The organism is Roseivivax isoporae LMG 25204 (genome assembly GCF_000521865.1).
GTDB lineage: Bacteria > Pseudomonadota > Alphaproteobacteria > Rhodobacterales > Rhodobacteraceae > Roseivivax > Roseivivax isoporae.
Genome location: NZ_JAME01000009.1, coordinates 120399 through 146753, shown reverse-complemented (window position 1 = coordinate 146753; position 26355 = coordinate 120399). Strand labels below are relative to the sequence as shown.

28 protein-coding genes are annotated in these 26355 nt (G+C 69.8%); 18 read left to right on the top strand and 10 right to left on the bottom strand.

The window, feature by feature from the left end:
- From RISW2_RS23935 to ccmI, 3 genes are all read right to left on the bottom strand, one after another.
- A partial coding sequence (locus RISW2_RS23935) for a DUF1289 domain-containing protein (RefSeq protein WP_156943796.1) occupies positions 1–100 on the bottom strand: 100 nt, incomplete at its 3' end.
- Positions 97–588, bottom strand: a complete 492-nt coding sequence (gene ruvX / locus RISW2_RS08085) for a Holliday junction resolvase RuvX (RefSeq protein ID WP_043768899.1) — start codon at positions 586–588, stop codon at positions 97–99. The genes RISW2_RS23935 and ruvX, both read right to left, overlap by 4 nt.
- Positions 585–1817 carry a c-type cytochrome biogenesis protein CcmI gene (gene ccmI, locus RISW2_RS08080; protein ID WP_043768897.1) on the bottom strand — a complete coding sequence of 411 codons (1233 nt, stop codon included), beginning with the start codon at positions 1815–1817 and terminating at the stop codon, positions 585–587. The genes ruvX and ccmI overlap by 4 nt, the downstream gene beginning before the upstream one ends.
- A 221-nt stretch (positions 1818–2038) precedes the next feature.
- Between ccmI and RISW2_RS08075 the strand changes: the two genes are divergently transcribed.
- The 10 genes from RISW2_RS08075 (at position 2039) to rarD (ending at position 10841) form a co-directional block, all read left to right on the top strand.
- Complete coding sequence (locus RISW2_RS08075; RefSeq protein WP_043768895.1) at positions 2039–3286, top strand: sarcosine oxidase subunit beta family protein; 1248 nt, start codon at positions 2039–2041, stop codon at positions 3284–3286.
- Positions 3287–3413: 127 nt separating this feature from the next.
- The gene (locus RISW2_RS08070; RefSeq protein WP_043768893.1) at positions 3414–3728 is read left to right on the top strand and encodes a hypothetical protein; all 315 of its coding nucleotides are present in this window, start codon (positions 3414–3416) and stop codon (positions 3726–3728) included.
- 102 nt (positions 3729–3830) lie between these two features.
- Positions 3831–4136 (top strand): sarcosine oxidase subunit delta, encoded by a 306-nt coding sequence (locus RISW2_RS08065; RefSeq protein ID WP_043768890.1) that lies wholly within the window; start codon positions 3831–3833, stop codon positions 4134–4136.
- A 68-nt stretch (positions 4137–4204) separates the two neighbouring features.
- On the top strand, positions 4205–7207 hold the full coding sequence (locus tag RISW2_RS08060) for a sarcosine oxidase subunit alpha family protein (protein WP_043768888.1): 3003 nt from the start codon (positions 4205–4207) through the stop codon (positions 7205–7207).
- A complete protein-coding gene (locus tag RISW2_RS08055; RefSeq protein ID WP_043768885.1) occupies positions 7200–7766 on the top strand; it encodes a sarcosine oxidase subunit gamma in 567 nt (188 codons plus the stop codon). The genes RISW2_RS08060 and RISW2_RS08055 overlap by 8 nt, the downstream gene beginning before the upstream one ends.
- Positions 7767–7876: 110 nt before the next feature.
- Complete coding sequence (locus RISW2_RS08050) at positions 7877–8284, top strand: hypothetical protein (RefSeq protein WP_043768883.1); 408 nt, start codon at positions 7877–7879, stop codon at positions 8282–8284.
- 110 nt (positions 8285–8394) lie between these two features.
- Positions 8395–9003: a superoxide dismutase gene (locus RISW2_RS08045; protein ID WP_043768880.1), complete on the top strand. Its 609-nt coding sequence runs from the start codon at positions 8395–8397 to the stop codon at positions 9001–9003.
- Positions 9004–9158: 155 nt separating this feature from the next.
- Entirely contained in the window at positions 9159–9389 is a 231-nt protein-coding gene (locus tag RISW2_RS08040; RefSeq protein ID WP_043768877.1) for a hypothetical protein, read from the top strand.
- Complete coding sequence (locus tag RISW2_RS08035) at positions 9389–9844, top strand: host attachment family protein (RefSeq protein WP_043768875.1); 456 nt, start codon at positions 9389–9391, stop codon at positions 9842–9844. The genes RISW2_RS08040 and RISW2_RS08035 overlap by 1 nt, the downstream gene beginning before the upstream one ends.
- A gap of 76 nt (positions 9845–9920) precedes the next feature.
- Positions 9921–10841 (top strand): EamA family transporter RarD, encoded by a 921-nt coding sequence (gene rarD / locus RISW2_RS08030; protein ID WP_043768873.1) that lies wholly within the window; start codon positions 9921–9923, stop codon positions 10839–10841.
- On the opposite strand, the gene RISW2_RS08025 is transcribed toward rarD, so the two are convergent.
- Complete coding sequence (locus RISW2_RS08025) at positions 10763–11335, bottom strand: LOG family protein (protein ID WP_043768871.1); 573 nt, start codon at positions 11333–11335, stop codon at positions 10763–10765. The genes rarD and RISW2_RS08025 overlap by 79 nt on opposite strands.
- 143 nt (positions 11336–11478) lie before the next feature.
- On the opposite strand from RISW2_RS08025, the gene RISW2_RS08020 reads away from it, so the two are divergent.
- Positions 11479–12654 (top strand): LysM peptidoglycan-binding domain-containing protein, encoded by a 1176-nt coding sequence (locus RISW2_RS08020; protein ID WP_156943795.1) that lies wholly within the window; start codon positions 11479–11481, stop codon positions 12652–12654.
- Between the two features lie 5 nt (positions 12655–12659).
- On the opposite strand, the gene RISW2_RS08015 is transcribed toward RISW2_RS08020, so the two are convergent.
- Complete coding sequence (locus RISW2_RS08015; RefSeq protein ID WP_043768869.1) at positions 12660–13586, bottom strand: LysR substrate-binding domain-containing protein; 927 nt, start codon at positions 13584–13586, stop codon at positions 12660–12662.
- 83 nt (positions 13587–13669) lie between these two features.
- On the opposite strand from RISW2_RS08015, the gene RISW2_RS08010 reads away from it, so the two are divergent.
- Positions 13670–14893 (top strand): acyl-CoA dehydrogenase, encoded by a 1224-nt coding sequence (locus RISW2_RS08010; protein ID WP_043768954.1) that lies wholly within the window; start codon positions 13670–13672, stop codon positions 14891–14893.
- A 51-nt stretch (positions 14894–14944) separates the two neighbouring features.
- Here the strand turns inward: RISW2_RS08010 and RISW2_RS08005 are convergent, their stop codons facing one another.
- Positions 14945–15817 (bottom strand): helix-turn-helix domain-containing protein, encoded by an 873-nt coding sequence (locus tag RISW2_RS08005; protein WP_162164313.1) that lies wholly within the window; start codon positions 15815–15817, stop codon positions 14945–14947.
- A gap of 100 nt (positions 15818–15917) precedes the next feature.
- Here RISW2_RS08005 and pobA point away from each other — a divergent pair, with 100 nt between their 5' ends.
- Positions 15918–17087, top strand: a complete 1170-nt coding sequence (pobA, locus tag RISW2_RS08000; protein WP_043768865.1) for a 4-hydroxybenzoate 3-monooxygenase — start codon at positions 15918–15920, stop codon at positions 17085–17087.
- A 23-nt stretch (positions 17088–17110) separates the two neighbouring features.
- On the opposite strand, the gene RISW2_RS07995 is transcribed toward pobA, so the two are convergent.
- Positions 17111–18154, bottom strand: coding sequence for an IS30 family transposase (locus tag RISW2_RS07995; protein ID WP_051491864.1), 1044 nt, complete (start codon positions 18152–18154; stop codon positions 17111–17113).
- A 276-nt stretch (positions 18155–18430) separates the two neighbouring features.
- Here RISW2_RS07995 and RISW2_RS07990 point away from each other — a divergent pair, with 276 nt between their 5' ends.
- The gene (locus RISW2_RS07990) at positions 18431–19192 is read left to right on the top strand and encodes a LuxR family transcriptional regulator (protein WP_043768862.1); all 762 of its coding nucleotides are present in this window, start codon (positions 18431–18433) and stop codon (positions 19190–19192) included.
- Positions 19193–19643: 451 nt separating this feature from the next.
- Here RISW2_RS07990 and tsf read toward each other — a convergent pair whose 3' ends face one another.
- A complete protein-coding gene (gene tsf / locus RISW2_RS07985; protein ID WP_043768859.1) occupies positions 19644–20519 on the bottom strand; it encodes a translation elongation factor Ts in 876 nt (291 codons plus the stop codon).
- A 105-nt stretch (positions 20520–20624) separates the two neighbouring features.
- Positions 20625–21404: a 30S ribosomal protein S2 gene (rpsB, locus tag RISW2_RS07980; protein ID WP_043768856.1), complete on the bottom strand. Its 780-nt coding sequence runs from the start codon at positions 21402–21404 to the stop codon at positions 20625–20627.
- Between the two features lie 243 nt (positions 21405–21647).
- On the opposite strand from rpsB, the gene RISW2_RS07975 reads away from it, so the two are divergent.
- From RISW2_RS07975 to RISW2_RS07960, 4 genes are all read left to right on the top strand, one after another.
- A complete protein-coding gene (locus RISW2_RS07975) occupies positions 21648–22550 on the top strand; it encodes a PfkB family carbohydrate kinase (RefSeq protein ID WP_043768854.1) in 903 nt (300 codons plus the stop codon).
- Positions 22547–23491, top strand: a complete 945-nt coding sequence (locus RISW2_RS07970; protein WP_051491863.1) for a pseudouridine-5'-phosphate glycosidase — start codon at positions 22547–22549, stop codon at positions 23489–23491. The genes RISW2_RS07975 and RISW2_RS07970 overlap by 4 nt, the downstream gene beginning before the upstream one ends.
- Positions 23492–23548: 57 nt before the next feature.
- Positions 23549–24238 (top strand): DUF502 domain-containing protein, encoded by a 690-nt coding sequence (locus tag RISW2_RS07965; RefSeq protein WP_043768851.1) that lies wholly within the window; start codon positions 23549–23551, stop codon positions 24236–24238.
- Between the two features lie 146 nt (positions 24239–24384).
- Entirely contained in the window at positions 24385–25311 is a 927-nt protein-coding gene (locus tag RISW2_RS07960) for a calcium/sodium antiporter (RefSeq protein WP_043768849.1), read from the top strand.
- On the opposite strand, the gene RISW2_RS07955 is transcribed toward RISW2_RS07960, so the two are convergent.
- Positions 25295–26326 carry a patatin-like phospholipase family protein gene (locus RISW2_RS07955; protein ID WP_043768847.1) on the bottom strand — a complete coding sequence of 344 codons (1032 nt, stop codon included), beginning with the start codon at positions 26324–26326 and terminating at the stop codon, positions 25295–25297. The genes RISW2_RS07960 and RISW2_RS07955 overlap by 17 nt on opposite strands.
- Positions 26327–26355 lie beyond the last annotated feature (29 nt).

Here is a 26355-nt window from a genome sequence, read left to right as displayed (position 1 = left end):
CGGCGATCTCGTCGAGCGTGCGCAGGCACCCGGTGCAGAGGCGCGCGCGCGGGTCGATCACGCAGACCTTGATGCAGGGCGAGGCCACGTCGTCGCTCATGCGCCCTGACCCTCCGGTGTCGCGCGCAGGTGACGCAGGCGGTCGAGCGCGCCCTGCAGGATGTAGCCCGCCGCCACATGGTCGATGACCTCGGCCCGGCGCCGCCGCGAGGTGTCGGCCTCGAGCAGCGCGCGCTCGGCCGCGACCGTGGACAGGCGCTCGTCCCAGAACCCGATCTCGCCCGGCCAGAGCCGCGCGAGATTGCGCGCGAAGGCGCGGGTCGACTGGCAGCGCGGGCCCTCGCTTCCGTCCATGTTGCGCGGCAGGCCGAGGACCAGCGCGCCGATCTCGCGCGCGGCCAGGAGCCGGGTGAGCGCCTCGGCGTCCTGCGCGAACTTGCGGCGACGGATCGTCTCGAGCGGGGTCGCGACCGAACGCAGCCGGTCCGACACCGCGACGCCGATGGTCCGGTCGCCGAGATCGAGCCCCGCCAGCGCCGCGACCGGGGGCAGGGCGGCCGCGAAATCCTCGAACGCCTCGTGGATCACTGGCCGATCCCCGCCCCCTGGGCCGCCTCGCGCAAGAGCCGCAGTCCCTCCGGATCGTCGGCGAAGACGGTCTCGGCCTCTGCAAAGGTCTCCATGGCGCGTTCCGCCTGTCCCATGACCGCGAGCGCGCCGATGAGCCGCGCCCATTCCTCGGCGCTGCCGCCCTCGGTCTCGAGGCGCTCGGACAGCCGCGCGACCATGCCGCGGATCATCTCCATGCGCGCCTCGGGGTCCATGTCCTGCGCCGCGGCGATGTCGTCCCCGCTCGGGCCGGGAGCCATGCCTGCAGGCTGCGGCGGGCTGTAGTTGGCGACGCCCGCGCGCTGCGCCATCGACCCGATCTGCCCCGTCACCGGTTCGACCCAGGGATCGTCCGCCCGGCTGTCGCGCAGGAGCTCGTCCCAGATCCGGAAGGCGCGGTCGGGCCGGCCGGTCTGCGCCTCGAGCAGGCCCGCGTAATAGCGCGCGACGCCGTTCTGCGGATCGCGGCTCAGCGCGGCCTCGAAGGCGCGCTCGGCCTCGGGAGAGACGTAGCCGCCGGCGGCGAGCACCATCATGTCGCCGAGATCGGCATAGTTCTTGGCGGTCGCCCCGTCCCCGAGCAGCGCCAAGATGCGCGCCTGCGCGGCGTGCGCCGCGGCGAAGTTGCCGAGCGCCGCCTCGCTGCGCGCGAGCAGCCGGTAGCCCTGCAGGTCGTCGGGCCGTTCGGCGACCGCTCCGCGCAGCCGCTGCACGAGGTCGCGGTATTCCTCCGAGGCCTCCGGCGCGGCGCTCGCTGGCGCCTGCGCCTCGGCCTCCGCCTGCGAGGGACGGCTGGCGCGGGCCTCGGCCGCCCGCGCGATGCGGTCCGACAGGCCGAGATCGCCGTAGCCCGGCGCGCCGAGCCGCGCATAGAGTCCGTAGGCGCCGCCGAGCACCAGCGCCGCGATCAGACCCGCCATGGCGAGGCCCGGCCCCCGCGGCTGGCCGTCCCCCGACGCCGCCGCGCGCGCCTTCTGGTCGGCCGCGAGCAGCCGGCGCGACACCTCGGTGCGCAGCCGCTCGGCCTCCTCTTCACCGATCACGCCGCGGGCCCGGTCGCGCTCCACCTCGGTCAGCTGGTCGCGGTAGATCTGCATGTCGAAGGCCTCGCCCGCGCGCGTGTCGCGCACGCCCCGCAGGAGCGCCAGCACCAGGAGCGCCGCCACCAGCACCGCGAGTAAGGCGGTCAGGATCCAGAACGTCGTCACGCGCCTCTCCTCCGTCGCAACTGGCGTCCGTCCTAGCCCGCCGGGCGCTGCGCCGAAAGGGCAAATCCCCGTGACACGCAGCCGCGACCCGGGGGCCGCGCGGCCCTCGCGGGGGGCCATGTCGCAACTGCACCGCATTGTGACGGTTGCGACGTGACGGGGATGCCGGGAAGGGTGCAAAGAGGCCCGAAGACATCGACCCCAGATTCGAGGGCGCGCCCATGAAGCACTATTCCGCCTTTGCCATCGCCCGGGAGGCGCTCCGCGGACATACCGGGTGGGAGCGCGCCTGGCGCAAGGCGACGCCCAAGAAGAGATACGACGTGGTGATCGTCGGCGCCGGCGGCCACGGGCTCGCCACCGCCTACTATCTCGGCAGGAACCACGGCATCCGGAACGTGGCGGTGCTCGAGAAGGGCTGGCTCGGCGGCGGCAATACGGGGCGCAACACGACCATCATCCGCTCGAACTACCTGCAGGATCCCTCGGCCGCGATCTACGAGAAGGCGCGCAGCCTCTACGAGACCATGAGCCAGGACCTGAACTACAACGTCATGTACAGCCCCCGCGGCGTCATGATGCTGGCGCAGACCGAACACGAGGTGCGCGGCTACAAGCGCACGGCGCACGCCAACGCCCTGCAGGGCGTGAAGACAGAGTTCATCTCGCCCGCCCGCGTCAAGGAGCTCTGCCCGATCATCGAGCTCCGCGGCCCGCGCTATCCGGTGCTCGGCGCCCTCTGGCAGGACCGCGCGGGCACCGCGCGGCACGACGCCGTCGCCTGGGGCTATGCCCGCGCCTGCTCGAACATGGGCATGGACATCATCCAGAAATGCGAGGTCACCGGCATCCGCTCCGAGAACGGCCAGGTGACGGGGGTCACGACGACAAAGGGCGACATCGCCTGCGGCAAGCTTGGCATCGTCGTCGCCGGCCATTCGGGCCACCTCGCCGACATGGCGGGCTTCCGCCTGCCGATCGAGAGCGTCGCGCTGCAGGCCCTCGTCTCCGAGCCCATCAAGCCCTGCATGGACGTGGTCGTCATGGCCAACACCGTGCACGGCTACATGAGCCAGTCCGACAAGGGCGAGATGGTCATCGGCGGCGGCGCGGACGGCTACAACAACTACACGCAGCGCGGATCCTTCCACCACATCGAGGAAACCGTGCGCGCGCTGATCGAGACCTTCCCGATGATCTCGCGCCTCAAGATGCTGCGGCAATGGGGCGGGATCGTCGACATGACCGGCGACCGCTCGCCGATCATCTCGAAGACGCCGCTCGGCAACTGCTTCATCAATTGCGGCTGGGGCACCGGCGGGTTCAAGGCGATCCCGGGCTCGGGCTGGGCCACGGCCGAGCTCATCGCCCGGGGCGAACCGGGCCCGCTCGCCGCCGCCTTCGGGCTCGAGCGTTTCCGCGAGGGCCGCTTCATCGACGAATCCGTCGCCGCCGGGGTGGCGCACTGATGGCCCCGGCAGCGGCGGCCGGCGCGGGGCAGGGGTCGGCGGGAAACCGCCGCTCCCGCGCACCGCGCGGAACACGGCATCAGCTCGCCGGCGTTCTGTCCGCAAAGCAGGACACCGAGGACTTCGCATGTCGGACCACAACACCAGCCACCACACCCACACCCGCGAGACCCGCGTCGAGCGCGGCGGCTCCGGCCCGCTCGCCTTCATCGTCGGCGGCCTCGTCGTCGCGGTCGGCATCCTGGCCTTCGTCTTCTGGGGCGGCGGCGCACCCGACGGCGCGACCGGCAGCGCCGGGGGCGGCGACGTCTCGATCAGCGTCGAGGGCGGCGAGGGCGGCGAAGCCGCGGCCGAAGGCTCTGCCGGCACCGGCGCTGAGGCCGGTGCCGCGGCCGGCGACGACGGTGCCGCGGCCGGCGCCGAGGCGTCCGGCGGCAACTGATCCCGCATCCGGCCGCGCATCCGCCGCGCGCGCCGCACATCCCCGTTTCCTCCCGGTCGCGCCTGGCGCGGCCGGGATTTCCTTTGCCCGGAGGAGCCCCGCATGCTGACGCTCACCTGCCCCTATTGCGGCGTCGCCGCCGACGAGACCGAGCTTCATCCGGGCGGCGAGGCGCATCTCGCGCGCTCGGGGCCGGACAGCGCCGACGCGGACTTCGAATCCTACCTCTTCCTTCGGAAGAACCCGCGCGGGGTGCATTTCGAGCGCTGGCGCCACAGCCATGGCTGCGGCAAGTGGTTCCACGCCGCGCGCGACACCCGCACGATGCAGGTCTGGGGCACCTATCCCGCCCAGGTGACCGAACCGCCGCAGGACCTCCTCGCGGCGATCGCCGACAGAACCGCCTGATGCTTCTTCTTGGCAGAAATATCCCCGCCGGAGGCACCCGCCGCCTCCGCCAGCGCAAGGTTTGAACGATGAGCCATCGACTGCCCGCGGGCGGCCGCCTGATCGACCGCTCCACGCCCGTCCGCTTCACCTTCAACGGCAGGTACCTGCGCGGCTTCGCCGGCGACACGCTCGCCGCGGCGCTGCTCGCGAACGGCCGCACGCTGGTCGGGCGCAGCTTCAAGTATCACCGCCCGCGCGGCATCGTCGCGTCGGGCGCGGAGGAGCCGAACGCGCTGGTCGGCCTCGGCCGCGGCGACCGGTTCGAGCCGAACCAGCGCGCCACCACGACCGAGATCTTTCCCGACCTCGCGGCCGAGAGCCAGAACCACTGGCCCTCGCTCGACTTCGACGTGGGTGCGGTGAACACGGCGCTCGCGCGCTTCCTGCCCGCCGGCTTCTACTACAAGATGTTCATGCATCCGCGGCCGTTCTGGAAACATGTCTACGAGCCATTCATCCGCCGCTCCGCGGGCCTCGGCAAGGCGCCGGCGGCCGAGGCGCGGGATGCCGACCGCTACGAGCATTTCCACGTGCACGTGGACGTGCTGGTGGTGGGCGGCGGCGTCGCGGGCCTTGCTGCCGCGCTGGCGGCCGCGCGCACCGGGCGCCGCGTCCTGCTGGTCGAGCAGAATGCGCACTGGGGCGGCCGCGCCCCGGTCGATGGCGGCGAGATCGACGGAAAGCCCGCCGCGGACTGGGTGAGGGACGCGGTCCAGGAGCTTGACGGCATGGACAATGTCACCCTGCGCACCCGGACCATGGGGGCGGGCGTCTACGACCACGGCTACGTCCTCGCCTACGAGCGCATCACCGACCACGCGCCGGAGGACGAGGCGCCGCGCCACCGGCTCTGGCGGATCCGCGCGGGCCAGGTGGTGACCGCCACCGGCGCGATCGAGCGGCCGCTCTCCTTTGCCGGCAACGACCTGCCGGGGGTCATGCTGGCCTCGGCCGTGCGCGACTATGTGGTGAACTACGCGGTGGCGCCCGGGCGGCGCACCGTGGTGGTGACCAACAACGACGATGCCTACCGCACCGCGCTCGCGCTCCACGACGCGGGCCTCGAGGTTCCGGCGGTGGTCGACGCGCGCCCCGAGGGCGGCGGCGCGCTGATGGCCGCCGCGCGGGCCCGCGGCATCCGCGTGCTGACCGGCCGGGGCATCGCCAAGGTCAAGGGGCTGCGCGGCGTGCGCGGCGTCGGCATCTGCACGCAGGCGGGCGAGGGCGGCGTGCTCGACGTGATCCCCTGCGACTGCGTCGCCATGTCGGGCGGCTGGTCGCCAGTGGTGCACCTGTGGTCCCATGCGGGCGGAAAGCTGGCCTGGGACGCGGAGGAGGCGTTCTTCCGTCCCGATCCCGCGCAGGCGCCGTCCGGTGCCGCCGGGACCGCGGTGACGCGTGCGGCCGGGGCCGCGAACGGCCACCTGGGGCTCGCGGAAGCGCTTGCGGACGCGGTCCGTGCCGGTGCGGCGGCCGCCGGCACCGAGGCGGGCCCGGCGCCTGCCGCGGCGGCGCGGGAGGAGGCCCCGATGCTGCCGGTCTGGGTGATGCCCGCAAATGCGGCCCCGGCGCTCCGACGCAAGGCCTGGCTCGACTTCCAGAACGACGTGAAGGTGTCGGACGTCATGCTGGCCGCGCAGGAGGGGTTCGAATCCGTCGAGCACGCCAAGCGCTACACCACGCTCGGCATGGCGACGGACCAGGGGAAACTCAGCAACATCAACGGACTGGCGATCCTTTCTCAATCCCTGGGCGAAGATATCCCGGCGGTCGGCACGACGACCTTCCGGCCGCCCTACACGCCCGTGTCGATGGGGGCGATCGCCGGCGAGGCGCGGGGCGCGCTGTTCCAGCCGATCCGCCGGACCCCCCTGCATGGCTGGCACGAGGCGCACGGGGCCGCGTGGGAGCCCGTCGGCCAGTGGCGGCGGCCCTACTGCTTCCCGCGCGCGGGCGAAAGCAAGCCCGACGCAGTGCGGCGCGAGATCTCGGCCACGCGCGCGAGCCTCGGGCTGCTCGACGCCTCGACGCTCGGCAAGATCCTGGTGAAGGGGCCCGATGCCGGCCGCTTCGTCGACATGCTCTACACAAACATGATGTCGACGCTGAAGCCGGGCTTCTGCCGCTACGGCCTCATGTGCTCGGAGAACGGCTTTCTCGTCGACGACGGCGTGGTGGCGCGGATCGACGAGGACACGTTCCTCTGCCACACGACCACGGGCGGCGCCGACCGGGTGCACGCGACCATGGAGGAATGGCTGCAGACCGAGTGGTGGGACTGGAAGGTCTTCACCGCCAACGTGACCGAGCAGTACGCGCAGATCGCCGTGGTCGGCCCGAACGCCCGAAAGGTCCTCGAAAAGCTCGGCGGCATCGACGTCTCGAAGGAGGCGCTGCCGTTCATGCGCTGGACCGAGGGCACCCTCGGCGGGATCCCTGCGCGCATCTTCCGCATCTCGTTCTCGGGCGAGCTGTCCTTCGAGGTCGCGGTGCCAGCGAACCGCGGGCTCGAGCTCTGGGAGCGGCTTCTTGCGAAAGGTGAGGAATTCGGCGCAACCCCCTATGGGACAGAGGCTTTGCACGTCATGCGCGCGGAGAAGGGCTTCATCATGATCGGCGACGAGACCGACGGCACGGTGATCCCGCAGGACCTGGGCCTCGACTGGGCGATCTCGAAGAAGAAGGACGACTACATCGGCAAGCGCGCGCAGGCACGCAGCCACATGACCGATCCCGCCCGCTGGAAGCTCGTGGGGCTCGAGACCGTGGATGGCAGCGTCCTGCCCGAAGGGTCCTATGCCGTCGCCGCGGGCCGCAACGCCAACCGCCAGCGCAACACGCAGGGGCGGGTGACCTCGACCTATTATTCGCCGACGCTCGGCCGCGGCATCGCCATGGGGCTCGTCCTGAACGGCCCCGACCGCATGGGCGAGGAGGTCGCGTTCAGCCGCGAGGACGGCGGGACGGTGACCGCACGGATCGTGTCGCCGGTGTTCTTCGATGCCGAAGGAGAGAAGCAGAATGTTTGACGCACCCTCCGCCCAGCCCGGGGCCCGCTACGAGGGCCGCGTGGTCGTCGAGGACCTGGGCCCGCAGGGCATGGTCACGCTCCGCGGCGATGCGGACGCGCTGTCCGGCCCGGTCTCGGACGTGGCCGGGATCGCGCTGCCCGACCGGCTGTCCATCGTCGCGGACGGCGCGCGCCGTCTCGCCTGGATGTCGCCCGACGAGTTCCTGCTGTTCTGCCCCTACGGCGATGCCGCCGCGCTCTCGGCGCGGATGGCCGAGGCGCTGTCGGGGCGGCACGCGCTTGCGGTGAACGTGTCGGACGCGCGCGCCAGCTTCCGCCTGAGCGGCGAGGAGGCGGCCTTGCGCGAGACGCTGGCAAAGCTCACACCCGCGGACGTCTCGCCCGGGGCCTTCGCGCCCGGGACGATCCGGCGCTCGCGACTGTCGCAGGCGGCGGCGGCCTTCTGGCTCGACGCGGATGGCAGCCTGCAGGTGATCTGCTTCCGTTCGGTCGCCGACTACGTCTTTGCGCTGCTGCGAAACGCGGCGCATCCGGCAGGCACGGTCGGCTACTTCTGAAAACGTGATCGCCTGGCCGCGTGTCCGGGGTGTTTCCCCGGGCGCGCGGGCTTGTGCCGTGGCGCGCCACTGCCGATACTCCGCCGGACCCATCGGTCCGGAGTCCTTCCATGAAAGTCCTCGCGCTTGTCGCCCTCGTCGCCGGCGCCCTGCCGCTGCCCGCGTCGGCCGCGGAGCTTCTGGTCTGCGAGCTGCGCCAGTACGGCGGCGGCAACTGGATTCCCGAGGCGCTGTTCATCGGCCGGGAGGTGGGGGCCGAGACCGCGATCGTGTCGGACACCGTGGTGCTGCAGTTCAATGCGGGCCCCGTCGGTGCCCGCGTGGCCGCCGACAACGCGGCCCGCACGACCTACGTGTGGTCGATCGCGGTGCGCGACCGCGGCGGCACCTACGCGCCGAGCATGCTCTACCGCGCGACCTATCTCAAGGCGACCGGCCGGATGGAGATCTCGGCCACGCCCGCGGGGTTCGACACGCGCTTCCAGGGTGGAGGAACATGCCAGAGGCGGCTGCGTTGATGCTGTGACCCTACACGGCGTCGTGAGGACCGGCCTTGACGCGACACGTCTGCCGGGACACCTATCACGCGGCGCTTCTGCTGAACCCAACCGAATTGAAGGGGGCTGACATGGCTTTCGAACTTCCCGATCTTCCCTATGCCCACGACGCGCTTGCCGCGAAGGGCATGTCCAAGGAGACGCTCGAGTTCCACCACGACATTCACCACAAGGCGTATGTCGACAACGGCAACAAGGCGATCGCCGGGACCGAGTGGGAAGGCAAGTCGGTCGAGGAGATCATCAAGGGCACCTACGACCCCAAGGCCGTGGCGCAGTCCGGCATCTTCAACAACGCCTCGCAGTACTGGAACCACAACCAGTTCTGGGAAATGATGTCGCCCGACACCACCGGCATGCCCGGCGAGCTGGAAAGCGCGCTGACCGAGGCGTTCGGGTCGGTCGACAAGTTCAAGGAAGAGTTCTCCGCCGCGGGTGCGGGCCAGTTCGGCTCGGGCTGGGCGTGGCTCGTCAAGGACAAGGACGGCAGCCTCAAGGTCACCAAGACCGAGAACGGCGTGAACCCCCTCTGCTTTGACCAGACCGCGCTCTTGGGCGTCGACGTGTGGGAGCATTCCTACTACATCGATTTCCGCAACAAGCGCCCGGCATACCTGCAGAACTTCCTCGACAACCTGGTGAACTGGGAGAACGTCGCGGAGCGCCTCTCGAAGGCCTGACCGGACCTTTCCCGCACCGCGGGACCAGGCCCCGTGCGCAGCCCTGCGCGCGGGGCTTTTTCGTGCCTGCTGACCCGGCGGAATTGCCCGCAACAGGAACGACTTAGCGCGGGCGGCGTTCTGTCCTCACACGCCAAAACGCAGGAGGCTGGACAATGCCTGAGCGCAAGAGATCCCAGGACGGGCACCGCGAGACCGAGGACGTTCTGGGCGAGAAGCCCGAGAACCTCCCGCCCGCACCCGGCCACGCGGACCGGGCCGGCGGCGAGATGTCCCGCAAGGTCGGCACCCGCGACGAGAAGAAGCGTCACGACGACACGTCCGACAGCACGACGCGGCCCCAGGGCCAGGACGAGGACGGCAGCGGCGACAAGGAGCGCGTCTGATGGAGAAGCTCACCAACGGCACCTGGGTGCTGATCGCCGATGGCGAGAAGGCGCTGTTCCTGCGCAACGACCTCGACGGGGACATCCCCGTGCTGAACGTCGTGCGCGAGGAGGCGCAGGACAATCCGAAGGACATCGACCAGTCGGCGAACAAGCCCGGTCGCATGCAGGACACGGGCGTCGGGCAGCGCTCGGCGATGGACGATACCGACTGGCACCAACTGGCCAAGGAGCGCTTCGCGGACGACCTCGCGGACATCCTCTACAAGCAGGCGCACAAGCACAAGTTCGAGCGCATCGTGCTTGTGGCCGCGCCGCAGGTGCTGGGCGAGCTGCGCAACAAGATGCACAAGGAGGTTGCCTCCAAGGTCGTGGCCGAGGTGCCGAAGACGCTGACGAACCATCCGCTCGACAAGGTCGCGGAAGTCATCCGCAACGACCTCGCGGCGGCATGATGCCCTGGCGCGGCGTGGCTGGACCGCGCCGCGCCGTCCCGTTAGACCGGACCCTGCAAGGGCAGGGGACCGGGGCATGCAGGACAGGCACGTGGGGCTCGCGGCGATGGTCGCGGCCTGCACCATCTGGGGATTGTCTCCGCTCTACTACAAGCTGCTGACACCCGTTCCGGCGCTCGAGGTGCTGGCGCACCGCACGTTCTGGTCGTTCGTGTTCTTCGCGGGCGTCCTTGCGCTGCAGGGCCGCCTCCGCCGCATCGTCGAGGTGCTGTCGGACCGCCGGACCGCCGTGACGCTCGCCGTGTCGGCAAGCGCCATCTCGGTCAACTGGTTCCTCTTCATCTACTCGGTGCAGACGGGGCACGCGACACAGGCGAGCCTCGGCTACTACATCTTCCCGTTGCTGGCCGTGCTGATCGGCATGGCCGCCTTCGGCGAGCGGCTCGACCGGACACAGGTGGTGGCGGTGGCGCTTGCCGCGCTGGCGGTGACGGCGCTCAGCTGGCATCTCGGCGCGCCGCCCTGGATCGCGCTTCTCATCGCGCTCAGCTTCGGCATCTACGGCGCGGCCAAGAAGAAGCTGTCCGCCGGTGCCGTGACCACCGTCACGACCGAGGTGCTGCTGCTCGCGCCGCTGGCACTCGGTTACCTCGCCCTCGTTCATGCGGGCGACGGCCCGGGCAGGGTCTACGGGCAGGACTGGGGCCTGACCGGTCTCCTGATGCTCGCGGGCCCGCTTACCGCGCTGCCGCTCATCCTCTTCAGCCATGCCTCGCAGCGCCTGCCGCTCGGGACGATCGGGCTCCTGCAGTACCTGAACCCGACATTGCAATTCCTCTGCGCGACGCTCGTCTTCCGCGAACCGTTCGGCTGGGTCCAGGCGGCCGCGTTCGGGATGATCTGGACCGCGCTCGCGCTCTATTCGGGTGCGTCGTTCCGCAAGGACCGCGCGCGGCGCAGGGCATCGAGAAGCGTCTCGACCGAGTCGCACGTCTGAACGAGCTTCAGCAGGCTCGGCTCGGCAAAGCCCTCGGCGGCGACATGGTCGAGCAGCGCCTGCAGCGGGTCCCAGAAACCGTCCACGTTCAGCAGGAAGATCGGCTTGTCGTGCAGGCCGAGCTGGCGCCAGGTCAGGACCTCGAAGAACTCGTCGAGCGACCCGGGCCCGCCCGGCAGCACGACCACCGCGTGGGCGTTCATCACCATGACCTTCTTGCGCTCGTGCATGGTCTCGGTGACGACGAAACGGGCCAGGTCGGTCTTGCCGACCTCGCGGTCGAGGAGGTGCTGCGGGATCACCCCGAACGTGTCCGCCCCGGCCAGTTGCGCCGCGCGGGCGACCTCTCCCATGAGACCCACGTCGCCCGCACCGTAGACGAGCCGCCAGCCGTTCTGCCCGAGTGCCTCGCCGAAGGCGCGTGCGGCCTCGGCATGGGCCGGATTGCGGCCGGGACGGGATCCGCAGTAGACGCAAACGGAAAAGGTCGTCATGGGGCGGGATCCTTCGTGTCAAGTGTGTTTTGACCGGTGATAGTCCCATTGATATGCTTGCTCAACCAGGCACCGGCGTCATGCGCCGGGCCGCTCTGCGATGGACTGGAGAAGAGGTGTCACAGGACGGGAAGCATCGGGGCGTGTCGGGCGGTGTCATGGGCGCGGTGGCCGCGCTGGCACTGGTCGCCGTCGGCTTCTACGTCGTGCGTCCCACCGATCAGCCCGAGGCGCCCGCGCAGGCGGCGCTGGTGACGACCGACCCCGCAGAGGCGCCCGCGGATCCGGTGGCGCCCGCGCCACCCACTGCGCCACTGCCGCAGGAAGCCGCCGAGACGGCGCCGGGCCTGCCGGAGGAGGCAGGGCCGCCGCCGAGCTTCGACCTCGTGCGGGTCGATCCCGCGGGCGGGGCCACGATTGCGGGTCGCGCCGCGCCAGGGGCGTCGGTGACGGTGCGGGTCGACGGCTTCGATGCCGGGCAGGTGACGGCCGGTCCCGACGGTGCCTTCGTCGCGTTCATGGACATGCCCGCGGGGGATACGGGCCACGTCTTGACGCTCGAAAGCGCGGCGGAGGGCGGCGCGCCCGTCGCCTCCGAGGCCGAGGTCATCGTGGCGCCGGTGGTGGCGTCCGCGGCGGGGGCCGGCGAGGCGCCCCTGCCGGACCCCGGGGCGCAGCAGGCGACCGAGGTCCTCGCCACCGGCGGAGAGGCGGGACCGCCCCCCGACGTGGCGGGCGCGACCGGCGGCGGGGCTGTCCCCCGGCAGACGGCGGTCCTGCTTGCCGATCCCGAGGGCATCAGCGTCCTGCAACCGGCGACGCCGGCGCCCGCGCCGCGGCCCGAGGCACAGGATTTCGTGTCGGTCGACGCGGTCAGCTATGCCGCCGACGGCAGCGTATCGGTCACCGGCCGCGCGGGCGGGACCGACGGCACCGTGCGGCTCTACCTCGACAACGACGCGGTCCTGACGGTGCCGGTCAGCGCGGCAGGGGTCTGGCGCGCGGCGCTGCCGGCGGGCGTGCGGGCGGGCGACTACACGCTGCGCGTAGACCGGATCGGGTCAGACGGCACCGTGACGGCACGCGCCGAAAGCCCGTTCCGCCGCGAAAGCCCAGCGGCGCTCGCCGCCGTCGCGCCCGAAGGGCAGGGCACCGGCATCCGGGCGGTCACCGTCCAGCCCGGCAACACGCTCTGGGCCATCGCGCGCGCGCAATATGGCGACGGCATCCTCTACGTCCGGGTGTTCGAGGCCAATGCCGGCCAGATCCGCGACCCCGACCTGATCTATCCCGGCCAGGTCTTCTCGATCCCCGACTGAAGCGGTCAGCGCGGCAGCGGATCGTCCTCGGCCTCGGCCATGGTGGCGAGCCAGTCGCGGAACCGCTCGAGCGCCGGCCGGCGCGGCCGGTCCACCGGCCAGACGAGGTGATAGGCGCCGAGCGTGACCGGCGCGACCTCGGTCGCGGGCACGAGCGCGCCGGTCGCAAGCTCGGTCTCGATCAGGTAGTCGGGCAGGAGCGCCACGCCGAGCCCGGCCTTGGCGCCCTCGCGGATCGCGGTGAACTGGTCGAAGGTCGTTCCGGGTGGCGTGGCCACGCGGTGGCCCTGCGCCGCGAACCAGTCGCGCCATGCATGAGGCCGCGTCTCGATGTGCAAAAGCGGCATGGCCGACAGATCCTCCGGCCGACGCGGCCCCCCTGGCAGGAGCGGGGGTGCGCAGACCGGCAGAACGCTTTCGGGCTTGAGCCGCAGCCGCTCGGTCCCGGGCCGCGCGGGCCCGCCGAACTCGATCGCCGCGTCGAAGGCCTCGGACGCGAAATCGCAGGGCCGGATCCGGGTGGCGAGGTTCACCGTCACCTCGGGATGGCGGCGGGTGAAATCCGGCAGCCGCGGCACCAGCCAGCGCATGCCGAAGCTCGGCAGCATGGCGAGGTCGAGCGTGCCCGCGCGGTCGGGCAGGCGCAACGCCATGGACGCGCCGGCGATCCGGTCGAGCGCGGCGCGCACGACCTGCGCATAGTCCCGCGCCTCGGGCGTCAGGCGCAGGCTGCGCTTCTCGCGCACGACGAGCGGGACGCCGAGACTGTCCTCCAGCGTGCGGATCTGCCGGCTGACCGCGCTCTGGCTCAGGTCCAGCTCCTGCGCGACGGCCGTGGCCGAGCCGAGCCGGTCGAGCGCCTCGAGCGCGCGGAGCGCGCCGAGCGGCGGGATGAGGCGGCGGGAAAGGGCCGTCACTTGCGTTTTTCTCATGCTTTCTTGCGGGATTTTCGTTTTTTCATGCGCCGGGCGCAAGGTATAAGCGGGGCAACACAGGAGGACCTGCCATGAACGAGATGAGCCAGACCACCCCCGCGCTGAAGCCCAAGGACGCCCCCGAGCTCGGCCGGTTCAGCTGGGACGACCCGTTCCGGCTGTCCGACCAGCTCGAGGAAGACGAGCGCATGATCGCCGAGAGCGCCCGCGCCTACGCGCAGGAAAAGCTGCAGACCCGGGTGACCGAGGCGTTCGAGAACGAAACCGTCGAGCCCGAGATCTTCCGCGAGATGGGCGAGATGGGCCTTCTGGGGGTGACCGTGCCCGAGGAATACGGCGGGCTCGGCGGCAACTACGTGTCCTACGGCCTCGTCGCGCGCGAGATCGAGCGCGTCGATTCGGGGTACCGCTCTATGATGTCGGTGCAGTCGAGCCTCGTGATGTACCCGATCTATGCCTACGGGTCCGAGGAGCAGCGCAAGAAGTACCTGCCGAAACTCGCGAGCGGCGAGTTCATCGGCTGCTTCGGCCTGACCGAACCCGATGCCGGGTCCGATCCCGCCGGAATGAAGACCCGCGCCGAGAAGACCGATGGCGGCTACCGGCTGACCGGGGCCAAGATGTGGATCTCGAACTCGCCCATCGCGGACGTCTTCGTGGTCTGGGCGAAGTCTGACGCGCATGGCGGCAAGATCCGCGGCTTCGTGCTGGAGAAGGGCATGAAGGGCCTGTCGGCGCCCAAGATCGGCAACAAGCTCAGCCTGCGCGCCTCGGTGACCGGCGAGATCGTGATGGACGGCGTCGAGGTCGGCGAGGATTCGCTCCTGCCGCATGTGGAGGGCCTGAAAGGCCCATTCGGCTGCCTCAACCGCGCCCGTTACGGCATCGCCTGGGGCGTCATGGGCGCGGCCGAGCATTGCTGGCACGCCGCGCGCGGCTACGGGCTCGACCGCAAGCAGTTCGGTCGTCCGATCGCCCAGACGCAGCTCTTCCAGAAAAAGCTCGCCGACATGCAGACCGAGATCGCGCTGGGGCTGCAGGCCTGCCTGCGCGTCGGTCGCCTGATGGACGAGGCACAGGGCGCGCCCGAGATGATCTCGCTCATCAAGCGCAACAATTGCGGCAAGGCGCTCGACATCGCGCGCATGGCCCGCGACATGCACGGCGGAAACGGCATCTCGGCCGAGTTCCAGGTCATCCGCCACATGGTCAACCTCGAGACGGTGAACACCTACGAGGGCACCCACGACGTGCACGCGCTGATCCTCGGCCGTGCGCAGACGGGACTGCAGGCGTTTTTCTGAGCGATCCCCGGATCGGACGGCACGGCGCTCCCGGCATCGGGGGCGCCATTTTCATGTGGGCCTGCCCTGGGCGCGGTCGATGCCCGCGCGGTAGTCGCTCGGGCTCGCGCCCACGTGGCGGCGGAAGGCGCGGGAGAAGTAGGCGGGGTCGTTGAAACCGAGCGCGTAGCCCACCTCCGCCACGCCCATGCGCGTGTAGGCCAGCAGGCGGCGCGCCTCCTGGAACAGCCGGGCCTCGACGTGGCGCGAGGCGGACTGCCCGATGACGGCGTGGGTGACCCGGCTCAGTTGCTGCGGCGAGAGGTCCAGCGCACGCGCGTAATCTGCAATGCTCCAGTCGTCGCGCAGGTGCTCGCGCACCAGCCGGTCAAACCGTGCCATGTGCACCTCGGCCCGGCTGCGCGGCGCGTGGCCGGCGGGCAGCGACAGCCCGCGCGCGATCCGCGTGGCGAGCGCGAGGACGAGCGCCTTGAGCATCGTGTCCCGCAACGGGTCGGCCGCGCCGTGCTCCTCCTCGATCCGGCGCACGAGCGCGACGATGGCCCCCGTCGCGGGCACGAGGCCCCAGCGCGCGAGCGCCTGGCCCAGCGGATTGTCCGTGTCGTGCAACTCGGGGCAGGCGCGCCGGGGCAGGGACACCACGTGCCCCTCGGTTCCCTGCGCAAAGCGGAACCCGTGCACCACCGAACGCGGCATCGAGACCGCGACCGGCAGCTCGAGCACCATGCGCTCCGCGCCGACGATCATCTCGGCGGTCCCGGCGGTCAGCACGAAAAGCTGGTGCAGCCCGCCATGCCGGTGCGCCGCGATGGTCCAGTCGTGGCGCCCGGCACGGTCGGTGATGCGCTCGGCATGCAGGATGTCCGGAAAATCCTGCTCCTCTCCGTAGAGCGCGTAGGCCGGGACGGGGGATGCGGGGGTCATGTTCGAATAATGCCGAAGATTGGCAAACGGGTCCATGTAACGACCCATGGTCATGGGTAAAAATTGCAAGTCTTGGATTCTTGCGGAGGAACCGCGGGACATGCGCACGCAGGTCGCGATCATCGGTGGCGGGCCGTCGGGGCTCCTGCTGTCGCAGCTTCTGAACCGCGAGGGCATCGCGACGGTCGTGCTGGAGCGCCGCAGCCGCGCGCATGTGCTGTCGCGCATCCGTGCGGGCGTGCTCGAACGCGGCAGCGCGGCGCTTCTGCGGCATGCGGGCGTGGGCGGTCGCATGGATGCCGAGGGGCTGCCGCATGACGGCTGCTACCTGTCGACCGTGCAGGGCATGTTCCACGTCTCGTTCCGCGACATGGTGAACGCGCAGGTGCTGGTCTACGGCCAGACCGAGGTGACGAAGGATCTCTACGCTGCGCAGGACGCGATCGGGGCCACCCTCATCGACGGCGCCGAGGATGTGGCGCTGCACGAAGTCGATGGCGCAAACCCATACGTGACCTACAGAAAAGACGGAGAGCAGAGGCGCGTCGCGTGTGACGTGATCGCCGGCTGCGACGGCTTCCACGGGATCAGCCGTCAGACCATCCCGGCGTCGGTCCGCCACGAGTTCGAACGCGTCTATCCGTTCGGCTGGCTCGGCGTCCTGTCCGAGACGGCGCCCGCGGCGCACGAACTCGTCTACGCCAACCATCCGCGCGGCTTTGCGCTCGCCTCCATGCGCAACGCGCGGCTGTCACGCTATTACATCCAGGTGCCGGAGGGGACACGGCCGGAGCAATGGTCGGACGCCGCGTTCTGGGACGAGCTGCGCCGCAGGCTGCCGCCCGAGCTGGCAGAGAGCATGGAGACGGGGCCGTCGATCGAGAAATCCGTGGCGCCGCTGCGGTCCTTCGTCTGCGAGCCCATGCGCCACGGCCGGCTGTTCCTGGTGGGCGACGCCGCACACATCGTGCCGCCCACGGGGGCCAAGGGGCTGAACCTCGCGTTCGGCGACGTGCATTACCTGTTCGAGGCGCTGCGCCGCTGGTATCGCGACGCGGATGCCGAGGCACTCGACACGTATTCCGACAGGGCACTGGCGCGCGTCTGGGGCGCCATGCGGTTCTCGTGGTGGATGACCAACATGCTGCACCGCTTTCCGGAGCAGAGCGATTTCGACCAGCGCATGCAGGAAAGCGAGCTTCGCCAGCTGGTCACGGTGCCGTCGGCGCGCACGACCATGGCGCTGAACTATGTCGGGCTGCCGTACTGAACGGGGGTCTGCCACTGTGAGCGCTATTGGAACCGCGACTCTTGATGGGATGAAGGGTAGGGGCCGTGCTTGCTCGGCTCCAGCATCTTTTCCTTGAAGGCTTCTGCCGGGGTCTTCCAGCCGAGGCATTTTCTGGGCGTCGCGTTGAGGCGGTCGCAGATCATCTTCAATTCATGATCTGAGACCGCCGTGGGATCGAGCTTGCGCGGAAGCCACCGGCGCGCACGACGATTTGTGTTCTCGACCGTGCCCTTTTGCCAGGGAGAGGATGGATCGCAGAACCACGTGAGCGTTCCGGTTTCAGCCTGGAGGTGCGGCCACGAAACGAACTCGGAGCCACGGTCGAACGTGACGGATCTTCGGGCGGCAATGGGAAGATCACGCATAGCTTTCACGATCTTGCCCATGACTGGCTGGGTTCGCTTGCTCGGGTTCTTCAGGAGAACCGTGAAGCGACTGGTCCGCTCGACGAGCGAGGTCACGTTCGTCTGCCCAAAGCGTTGCTCGAACAGCATCAGGTCAGCCTCCCAGTGCCCGAACTCGCGGCGGCGCGCGACTCTATCGGGGCGAAAAAAGATGCTGACATCACGATCGAATTTCGGCTGGCGGCGCTTGCGCGCCCGGCGAGGACGCCGTGTCTTTCGGTGGTTCGGCAGATACCACCAGAGCTCGTCGCGCATGCCCTCGACCGAATAGACGTGCCGGTAGATGGTTTCCTGACACACGCGCCGGGACGCTTCGTCGTGGATCATCCGGTGGGCGATCTGTTCCGGGGTCCAGCCATGTGTGATCTTGCGCGTCACCTCGGCGCGCAGATCGGGGTACCGGAGCAGCTTTCGCTGGCGCGCCCGCCGGTCTGCAGTCTTGCGTTGCGCCGCCATCGCGAAGTAGCCGACGACATCCGGCATGCAGCGATCCTGGAAGTGATTGCGCTGCAACTCGCGAAAGATTGTCGAGCGATGGCGCTTCAGGACCCGAGCCATTTCGTTCACCGACACTCGAGCGTAGCGCCAGCGCTCGATTATTCTGCACTCGGCGACGTTCAGTTGCGAATACACACGACCCATGTCAGCATCCTCTCGTCAGTAACTCACTGGTTTCTAACAAGAGTCGCAGTTGGGGGTAGCGCACACCACATCCCCCTCGCCATTCGTATAATCAGTATTATGTAAATTAAACATCCATACGGATGCGGCATTCCGGTCGCCCATGGCCGGTCATGCCTCTATCGCCAGCTAGACAGATGGCGTGGCAGCGTTCTAGACATGATCGGTCGCCGCGGATCGCCAGGCCGGTGTGCCCCGCGGTCGTCCTGCCGAAAGAGCCGCCGAAGGTCCAGAACGATGACGCCCGAAGATCGCAGCTACATGATTTCCCTCACGAACGCCGAGAGCATCGAGACGCTCTGGGCGATGCACTGCGAGCGCATGGCAGCCTACGGATTCGACCGGCTGCTCTACGGCTTCACCCGCTTCCGCACGCCGAACTCGCTCGGCGACCCGAACGACTTCCTCATGCTGACGAACCACGACGAGAGCTACACCGACGTCTTCGTCGGACAGCGCCTCTACCACCACGCGCCGATGGTCCGCTGGGCGCTCGAGAACGACGGCGCGTGTTCGTGGAAGGTGCTGCAGCAGATGGTCAAGACCGGCACGCTGACCCGCGAGGAACAGCGCGTGATCGACTTCAACATCAGTCAGGGCGTGCAGTGCGGCTACTCGATCAGTTTCCGCTCGGTGTCGCGGCGGGCCAAGGGCGCCATCGCCCTGACCGGACGCCGCGGCATGACGCAGGAAGAGGTCGACGCAGTCTGGGACCGGCACGGCGACAACATCGTGCTGATGAACAACCTCGTGCACCTCAAGATCCTCACCCTGCCCTACACGCCGCCGAACCAGGCGCTGACCCGGCGCCAGCGCGAGGCGCTCGAATGGGTCGGCGACGGCAAGACCATGGCCGACATCGCGCAGATCATGGGGCTGACGCAGGCGACGGTGGAAAAGCACCTGCGCCTCGCGCGCGAGGCGCTGAACGTCGAGACGACCGCCCAGGCGGTCATGAAGGCGGCGTTCCAGAACCAGATGTTCGTGCTCGAAATCTGACGCGATAGCCGCGCGCATCGCCAGAAAGTTTCAACCTTCCGGCTAATTGAATTGCGGTTGTTGCACGAGGTCAGGAAATCCCGACTTCCTTGACCAAAGGTAAACTGCAACAGTGTCCATGTTCCGTGAGTGATGGCCTCAGGGCCATGGAACGTTGGAGCCGAATCCTTGTATTTTCAAGGCTCTTCGGCTCCTTCGGCACCATGCCAGAATGCGGCGGCAGATGCGCGATTTCGTGTTGCCGTCGTCGGATCCGGCCGGCCTCGAACTCATCCCCAATGTCTCTGGGGTCGGCCGGGTCCATCCCGCGGCTTCTGCCAAATCGCGGAAAGGCCGCGGAAAACGGATACATCCCCTTTTCAGACCGCGTTTCAGAATGAGAAAGGCCGCCCAATTGACGGGCGGCCTTTGTTTTTTCGGACCGGGTCCGGAAAAGGAGTTTCGGGGCGGATCAGCCCTGCGCGGCCTTGGCGACCTCGGCTGCGAAGTCTTCCTTTTCCTTCTCGATGCCCTCGCCCACGGCCAGGCGCACGTAGCCGGTGATCTCGACGCCGGCGTCGGCGGCGGCCTGCGCCACGGTCTTGTCGGGGTCGACGACAAAAGCCTGGCCAAGCAGCGTGACCTCGCCGAGGTACTTCTTCATCCGGCCCTCGATCATCTTCTCGATCACCGCGTCGGGCTTGCCGCTCTCGCGGGCGATGTCGATCTGGACCTGGCGCTCCTTCTCGAGGATCGCGGGATCGAGATCGGCCTCGGACAGCGACGCGGGCTGCGCGGCGGCGATGTGCATCGCGACCTGGCGGCCGAAGGCCTCGTTGTCGCCGGTGAACGCCACCAGCACGCCGATCTGGCCCATGCCGTCGGCGGCGGCGTTGTGCACGTAGGTCGCGACCTTGTCGCCGCTGATGCGCGCCATGCGGCGCAGCGACATGTTCTCGCCGATCTTCGCGATCTTGTCGGTGATGACGTCGGACACGGGCTTGCCGCCGATGTCGGCCGCCTTCAGTGCCTCCACATCGTCCGCGGTGAGCGCGGCGCCGGCGATGTCGTTCACCATCGACTGGAACTCGGCGTTCTTGGCGACGAAGTCGGTCTCGGCGTTCACCTCGACGGCGACGCCGGTGCCGCCGTCGACCTTCACGGCCACGAGGCCCTCGGCCGCGGTGCGGCCGGACTTCTTCGCCGCCTTGGCGAGGCCCTTGGTCCGCAGCCAGTCCACGGCCGCGTTCATGTCGCCGTCGTTCTCGGTCAGCGCCTTCTTGGCATCCATCATGCCTGCGCCGGTCATCTCGCGCAGCTCTTTCACCTGTGCAGCAGTGATCGCCATCGCGGCTCTCCTCATATTTTTCGGTCGTGGGCAGGCAGGCCCCGCAGCCTGCCCGTCATGTCACGCGTGCATGTCGCTTTCGCGACATGCGTCCGGTGCGGCCGGTCAGGCGCCGGTGGTCTCGCTCGCGGGCTCCTCGGCGAACTCCTCGGCCGGTGCTTCCTCGAGGGCGCCAAGGTCGACGCCCGCGGTCTCGAGCTGGGCCGACATGCCGTCGAGCGCGGCGCGGCTCGCGAGGTTGCAGTAGAGCGCGATCGCGCGGGCCGCGTCGTCGTTGCCCGGGATCACGTAATCCACGCCATCGGGCGCGCAGTTGGTGTCGACCACGGCCACGACCGGGATGCCGAGCTTGCGGGCTTCGGCGACGGCCAGCGATTCCTTGTTGACGTCGATCACGAACAGCAGGTCGGGAAGGCCGCCCATCTCGCGGATGCCGCCGAGCGAGGCCTGCAGCTTCTGCTGGTCGCGCTCCATGTTCAGCCGTTCCTTCTTGGTCAGGCCTTCGGCGCCGTTCTCCATCTGCTCGTCGATCTGCTTGAGGCGCGCGATCGACTGGGACACGGTCTGCCAATTGGTCAGCGTGCCGCCGAGCCAGCGGTGGTTCATGTAGTACTGCGCGCACTTCTCGGCCGCCTCGGCGACGGGCTGCTGCGCCTGGCGCTTGGTCCCAACGAACAACACGCGGCCGCCCTTTGCGACGGTCTCGCGGATCACGTTGAGCGCGGCGTCCAGCATCGGGACGGTCTGCGTCAGGTCGATGATGTGGATGCCGTTGCGCGCGCCGTAGATGAACTCGCCCATGCGGGGGTTCCAGCGCTGCGTCTGGTGGCCGAAGTGAACGCCGGCCTCGAGCAGCTGGCGCATGGAGAACTCGGGAAGAGCCATGCCGTTTTTCCTTTCCGGTTTGACGCCTCGGCGGGGGAATGGGACCGTGTTGGCCCAACCGGTGGACGGCCGGGGATGTCTGTCCCGGACGCCCGACCCCGCCTGCGGGATTGAACGACCGCGCCCTTACGCCCTTTCCGCGCCCACCGCAAGCCCCGGCGGTCCCGGAACCGTTGCCGGCCCTGCACTGACGCGCGTCCCGGGCGCTTGCGGGCGTCGCGCGGCGCGGGCACAAGGACAGTCATGACCCGCGCGCCCGACCGTTCCGACATCCTCTGCATCGGCTCCGTCCTGTGGGACGTGATCGGCCGCTCCGCCTCGCACATGGAAAAGGGCGCGGACGTGCCCGGCCGGATCCTGCGCCTGCCGGGCGGCGTCGCGCTCAACATCGCGATGACGCTCGCGCGGTTCGGACTCAGGCCCGCGCTGCTGTCGGCCGTCGGCCGCGACCCCGAGGGCGAGGAGCTCGTCGCGGCCTGCGCCGCGCTCGGGCTCGAGACCGCGCATCTCTACCGCTCGGACGACCTGCCCACCGACCGCTACATGGCGGTCGAGGGGGCGAACGGGCTCATTGCCGCAATCGCCGACGCGCACTCGCTCGAGGCCGCGGGCGCGAAGATCCTGCGCCCGCTGGCCGATGGCAGCCTCGCCGCCCCCGACGCGCCCTATGCGGGCCTCGTGGCGCTCGACGGCAACCTGACGCTCACGCTGCTCGAGGACATCGCCCACGGCGAGACGTTCCGTGCGGCCGACCTGCGCATCGCGCCCGCCTCGCCCGGCAAGGCCGAACGGCTTCTGCCCTTCGTGCGCGCCGGGCGCGGCACGCTCTACGTCAACCTCGAGGAGGCCGGCATCCTCTGCCAGACCCGCTTTGCCACGACCGAGGCGGCGGCGGAGGCGCTGATCGCGCGGGGCGCGCTGCGGGTGCTGGTGACGGACGGTGCCCGGCCGACCTGCGACGGTGCCTCGGACGGGCTCGTGCTGCGCGAGCCCCCAAAGGTGCTCGTGACCCGCGTCACCGGCGCCGGCGACACCTTCATGGCCGCGCATGTCGCGGCAGAACGCGCGGGCGCGGACCGTGGCGCGGCGCTCGAGCGCGCGCTCGCGGCCGCGGCCGCCTACGTCTCGGGAGACACCCCCTCATGACCATCCTGACCCTTTCCCCCGCCGTGGCGCAGGCGCTGCGCCAGAACCGCCCGGTCGTGGCGCTCGAATCGACGATCATCACCCACGGCATGCCCTGGCCCCAGAACCTCGACATCGCGCGCCGGATCGAGGCGGTGGTGCGCGAGAACGGCGCCGAACCCGCCACCGTCGCGGTCATCGACGGCACGCTGCATGTGGGCCTCGAGGACGCGCAGATCGAGGCGCTGGCGCAGGCGCGCCACGTGGCCAAGCTCAGCCGCGCCGACCTCGCCGTCTGCATGGCCGCGGGGCGCACAGGCGCCACGACGGTCGCCGCCACCATGATCGCCGCCGCCAGCGCGGGGATCGAGGTCTTCGCCACAGGCGGGATCGGCGGGGTGCACCGCGGCGCGGAACAGAGCTTCGACGTCTCGGCGGACCTGCAGGAGCTCTCGCAGAGCCCGGTCACCGTGGTCGCCGCCGGCGCCAAGGCGATCCTCGACCTCCCCAAGACGCTCGAGGTGCTCGAGACGCTGGGCGTGCCGGTGATCGCCTTCGGGCAGGACATGCTGCCCGCGTTCTGGTCGCGCTCGGCGGGCCTGCGCGCGCCGCTGCGCATGGACGACCCGGCCGAGATCGCGCGCGCCCACCGCATGCGCGGCCGGCTCGACCTGCCGGGCGGCCAGCTCGTCGCGAACCCGATCCCGGCCGAGGCGGAGATCCCGCGCGCCGAGATGCTGCCGGTGATCGGCCGCGCCATGCAGGACGCGGAGGATCACGGCATTTCGGGCAAGGACCTGACGCCCTACCTGCTGCAGCGGATCTTCGAGCTGACCGAGGGCCGCTCGCTCGACGCGAACGTGGCGCTCGTCCTCAACAACGCCGCGCTCGGCGCACGCATCGCCGCGGAAATGGTCAGCCTGCCGGGCGGCGCCGCAACGCGGGCGGGCACGCCATTGTAACTGAACCGCTCCCCGCCTAGCTTCTCCTGAGCGTCCAATTTTCCGCGAAAGCTCGCCATGAACACGCCTTTCGATCCGACGAAACCGCGCCGACCGGGGTTCATGTCGCGCCTCAGGGGCAGCTTCCTGACGGGCATCGTGGTGATCGCGCCGGTCGGCCTGACGGTGTGGCTGATCTGGACCGTGATCGGCTGGATCGACGGCGTGGTGCTGCCGCTGGTGCCCGACCGGCTGGATCCCGAGCAGTATATCGGCATCAACCTGCGCGGCATCGGCGTCATCTTCTTCCTGCTGTTCACCATCCTCGTGGGCTGGGTGGCCAAGGGACTGATCGGCCGGTCGCTGATCCGCTGGGCGGAAAGCCTCGTGGCGCGCATGCCCATCGTGCGCTCGGTCTACGGCGGGGTGAAGCAGATCGCCGAGACCGTCTTCGTGCAGTCCGAGCGCAGCTTCGAGAAGGCCTGCCTGATCGAGTATCCGCGGCGCGGCATCTGGGCCATCGGCTTCATCTCGACCGAGACGAAAGGCGAGGTGGCGCACAAGGCCCTGACCGGCGGCGGCATGATCTCGGTCTTCGTGCCGACAACACCGAACCCGACCTCGGGTTTCCTGCTGTTCTTTCCGGCGGAGGACGTGATCGAACTCGACATGAGCCTCGAGGACGCGGCCAAGCTCGTGATCTCGGCGGGCCTCGTCTACCCCAATCCGCAGGAGCCCGAGGCCCCACCGGCGCGCCTCGCGTCCTGAGAGCCGGCCCGCGCCTCGGCGGACCCCGGCCTGCGCGGTCGGCACGGCCGCCGAAATTTCGCGCCCAACCCCTTGCTTTGCGGGCCTGAAATTCGATCTATGCGCGGCTGGGGCGCGACGGTCGCGCCCCGAATGGAAACGCACCCATGGACATTCTTCTCGCCGTGCTCGGTCTCGTCGCCCTCCTGGGCGGGGGCGAGCTTCTCGTCACCGGCGCGGTCGCGACCGCGCGGCGCCTGTCGGTGCCGCCCATGATCATCGGGCTCACGCTCGTGGGCTTCGGCACTTCGGCGCCGGAGCTCGTGACCTCGCTGCGTGCGGCCTTCGCCGGCAGTCCGGGCATCGCGCTCGGCAACGTGGTCGGGTCGAACATCGCCAACATCCTGCTGATCCTCGGTCTCGCCGCGCTCCTGCGCCCGCTCGCCGTCGACCGCACGGCGCTGATCCGTGACGGGCGCTGGGTCGCGGGCGCGGCGCTCGCCTGCGCGGCGCTGGTGTTCTGGCCGGTGATCGGGCGCGGCGCGGGGGCGGCCCTCGTCGCGGGCCTCGCGCTCTTCCTCTTTCTCACGCTGCGCTCGGAGGGGGGCGGCGCGACCGCGACCGAGGAGGCGGGGACGCCCGCGCCGCTCTGGAACGGGCTCGTGCGCGCCGCGGCGGGCCTCGTTCTGACCGTGGTGGGTGCCTTCGCGCTCGTCGACGGCGCAAGCGGCCTCGCGCGCTCCGCGGGGATCTCCGAGGCGGTGATCGGCCTGACGCTGGTCGCGGTCGGCACGTCGCTGCCCGAGCTCGTGACCTCGCTCCTCGCGGCGCGCCGCGGGCATGGCGACGTGGCCCTCGGCAACATCCTCGGCTCGAACGTCTTCAACATCCTGGGGATCCTCGGGCTGACAGCGCTGGCGCGGCCCCTCCCCGTCGATCCCCAGATCGCGGGCTTCGACATCTACGCGATGCTCGGCGCGACGGTGCTGCTCCTGGTCTTCGCGGCGACCGGCCGGCGGGTCACGCGGGTCGAGGGCGGCGTGCTGCTCGCGGTCTACGCGGGCTACCTCGCCATCCTCAGCCGAACATTCTGACGAGGTCGGCGCTCTGGCGCACGTTCAGGTCGTCGCGGTGGCGGGCCAGGAACTCGCCCGCCGCCCGGCGGCCCGATTCCTTCAGCTGCAGGATGATCGTGGCGATCGGCACCACCTTGGTCGCCACCGAGAGCCGGTTCATGAGGTCGTCGTCGGACACCATGTGCACCAGCACCTTCTTCATCGCGCCCTCGGCGATGGTGCCCGCCCCGATCAGACGCTGCACGAAGGCGATCGCGCGCAGTTCGCGCAGAAGCGAGGAATTGAAGCTGATCTCGTTGATCCGGTTCTGGATTTCCTGAGGCGTGACCGGCACCCGCGTGCGCACCAGCGGGTTGATGTTCACGATCAGCACGTCCGAGGGCAGGTGCCCGGCAAAGAGCGGAAAGAGCGCCGGGTTCCCGGTATACCCGCCGTCCCAGAACATCTCGTCCTCGCCGGTGATCGGATCCTCCACCGTCACCGCCTGGAACAGCGTCGGCAGACAGGCGGATGCCATGATCGCCTGCGCGGAGATGCGGTCGCCCTGGAAGACGCGGATCTTGCCGTCGCGGACGCTCGTCGCGCAGATGAAGAGCTCGGGCCCCTGCCCCGCGCAGACCTCGTCGAAATCGAGCCGCGCCACGATGTCCTCGAGCGGGTTCCGGTAGAGCGGACCCCAGGCGTAGGGTGACACAACCCGGGTCAGCGTGTCGCCGAAGGCATAGGCGGTCGAGTATTCCACCGCCAGCGACAGGATGCCGGGATCGGGCAGCCACGCGTTCATCCATGCCGGCAACGAAAGCGATTCGAGCTGCCCGACCTCGGACCAGACCCAGTCGAGCATCGCGCGCGCGCCATCCCGCCCGTCGCGCATCATGCCCGACTTGACCGCCGCCGCATTGAGCGCGCCGGCCGAGGTGCCCGAGATCGCCGCGATCTCGATGTCCTCGTCCTCGAGCAGCCGGTCGAGCACGCCCCAGGTGAACGCGCCATGCGCGCCGCCGCCCTGCAGGGCCAGATTGATCCGTTTCATGGGCTTCTTTCTGGACCGCGTGCGCCGCC

Excerpts from the sequence above, each read along its gene's own strand:
- RISW2_RS08075 (WP_043768895.1), top strand. The coding sequence starts at position 2,039 with ATGAAGCACTATTCCGCCTTTGCCATCGCCCGGGAGGCGCTCCGCGGA.
- RISW2_RS08070 (WP_043768893.1), top strand. The coding sequence starts at position 3,414 with ATGTCGGACCACAACACCAGCCACCACACCCACACCCGCGAGACCCGC.
- RISW2_RS08065 (WP_043768890.1), top strand. The coding sequence starts at position 3,831 with ATGCTGACGCTCACCTGCCCCTATTGCGGCGTCGCCGCCGACGAGACC.
- RISW2_RS08060 (WP_043768888.1), top strand. The coding sequence starts at position 4,205 with ATGAGCCATCGACTGCCCGCGGGCGGCCGCCTGATCGACCGCTCCACG.
- RISW2_RS08055 (WP_043768885.1), top strand. The coding sequence starts at position 7,200 with ATGTTTGACGCACCCTCCGCCCAGCCCGGGGCCCGCTACGAGGGCCGC.
- RISW2_RS08050 (WP_043768883.1), top strand. The coding sequence starts at position 7,877 with ATGAAAGTCCTCGCGCTTGTCGCCCTCGTCGCCGGCGCCCTGCCGCTG.
- RISW2_RS08045 (WP_043768880.1), top strand. The coding sequence starts at position 8,395 with ATGGCTTTCGAACTTCCCGATCTTCCCTATGCCCACGACGCGCTTGCC.
- RISW2_RS08040 (WP_043768877.1), top strand. The coding sequence starts at position 9,159 with ATGCCTGAGCGCAAGAGATCCCAGGACGGGCACCGCGAGACCGAGGAC.
- RISW2_RS08035 (WP_043768875.1), top strand. The coding sequence starts at position 9,389 with ATGGAGAAGCTCACCAACGGCACCTGGGTGCTGATCGCCGATGGCGAG.
- rarD (WP_043768873.1), top strand. The coding sequence starts at position 9,921 with ATGCAGGACAGGCACGTGGGGCTCGCGGCGATGGTCGCGGCCTGCACC.
- RISW2_RS08025 (WP_043768871.1), bottom strand. The coding sequence starts at position 11,335 with ATGACGACCTTTTCCGTTTGCGTCTACTGCGGATCCCGTCCCGGCCGC.
- RISW2_RS08015 (WP_043768869.1), bottom strand. The coding sequence starts at position 13,586 with ATGAGAAAAACGCAAGTGACGGCCCTTTCCCGCCGCCTCATCCCGCCG.
- RISW2_RS08010 (WP_043768954.1), top strand. The coding sequence starts at position 13,670 with ATGAGCCAGACCACCCCCGCGCTGAAGCCCAAGGACGCCCCCGAGCTC.
- RISW2_RS08005 (WP_162164313.1), bottom strand. The coding sequence starts at position 15,817 with ATGACCCCCGCATCCCCCGTCCCGGCCTACGCGCTCTACGGAGAGGAG.
- pobA (WP_043768865.1), top strand. The coding sequence starts at position 15,918 with ATGCGCACGCAGGTCGCGATCATCGGTGGCGGGCCGTCGGGGCTCCTG.
- RISW2_RS07995 (WP_051491864.1), bottom strand. The coding sequence starts at position 18,154 with ATGGGTCGTGTGTATTCGCAACTGAACGTCGCCGAGTGCAGAATAATC.
- RISW2_RS07990 (WP_043768862.1), top strand. The coding sequence starts at position 18,431 with ATGACGCCCGAAGATCGCAGCTACATGATTTCCCTCACGAACGCCGAG.
- tsf (WP_043768859.1), bottom strand. The coding sequence starts at position 20,519 with ATGGCGATCACTGCTGCACAGGTGAAAGAGCTGCGCGAGATGACCGGC.
- rpsB (WP_043768856.1), bottom strand. The coding sequence starts at position 21,404 with ATGGCTCTTCCCGAGTTCTCCATGCGCCAGCTGCTCGAGGCCGGCGTT.
- RISW2_RS07975 (WP_043768854.1), top strand. The coding sequence starts at position 21,648 with ATGACCCGCGCGCCCGACCGTTCCGACATCCTCTGCATCGGCTCCGTC.
- RISW2_RS07970 (WP_051491863.1), top strand. The coding sequence starts at position 22,547 with ATGACCATCCTGACCCTTTCCCCCGCCGTGGCGCAGGCGCTGCGCCAG.
- RISW2_RS07965 (WP_043768851.1), top strand. The coding sequence starts at position 23,549 with ATGAACACGCCTTTCGATCCGACGAAACCGCGCCGACCGGGGTTCATG.
- RISW2_RS07960 (WP_043768849.1), top strand. The coding sequence starts at position 24,385 with ATGGACATTCTTCTCGCCGTGCTCGGTCTCGTCGCCCTCCTGGGCGGG.
- RISW2_RS07955 (WP_043768847.1), bottom strand. The coding sequence starts at position 26,326 with ATGAAACGGATCAATCTGGCCCTGCAGGGCGGCGGCGCGCATGGCGCG.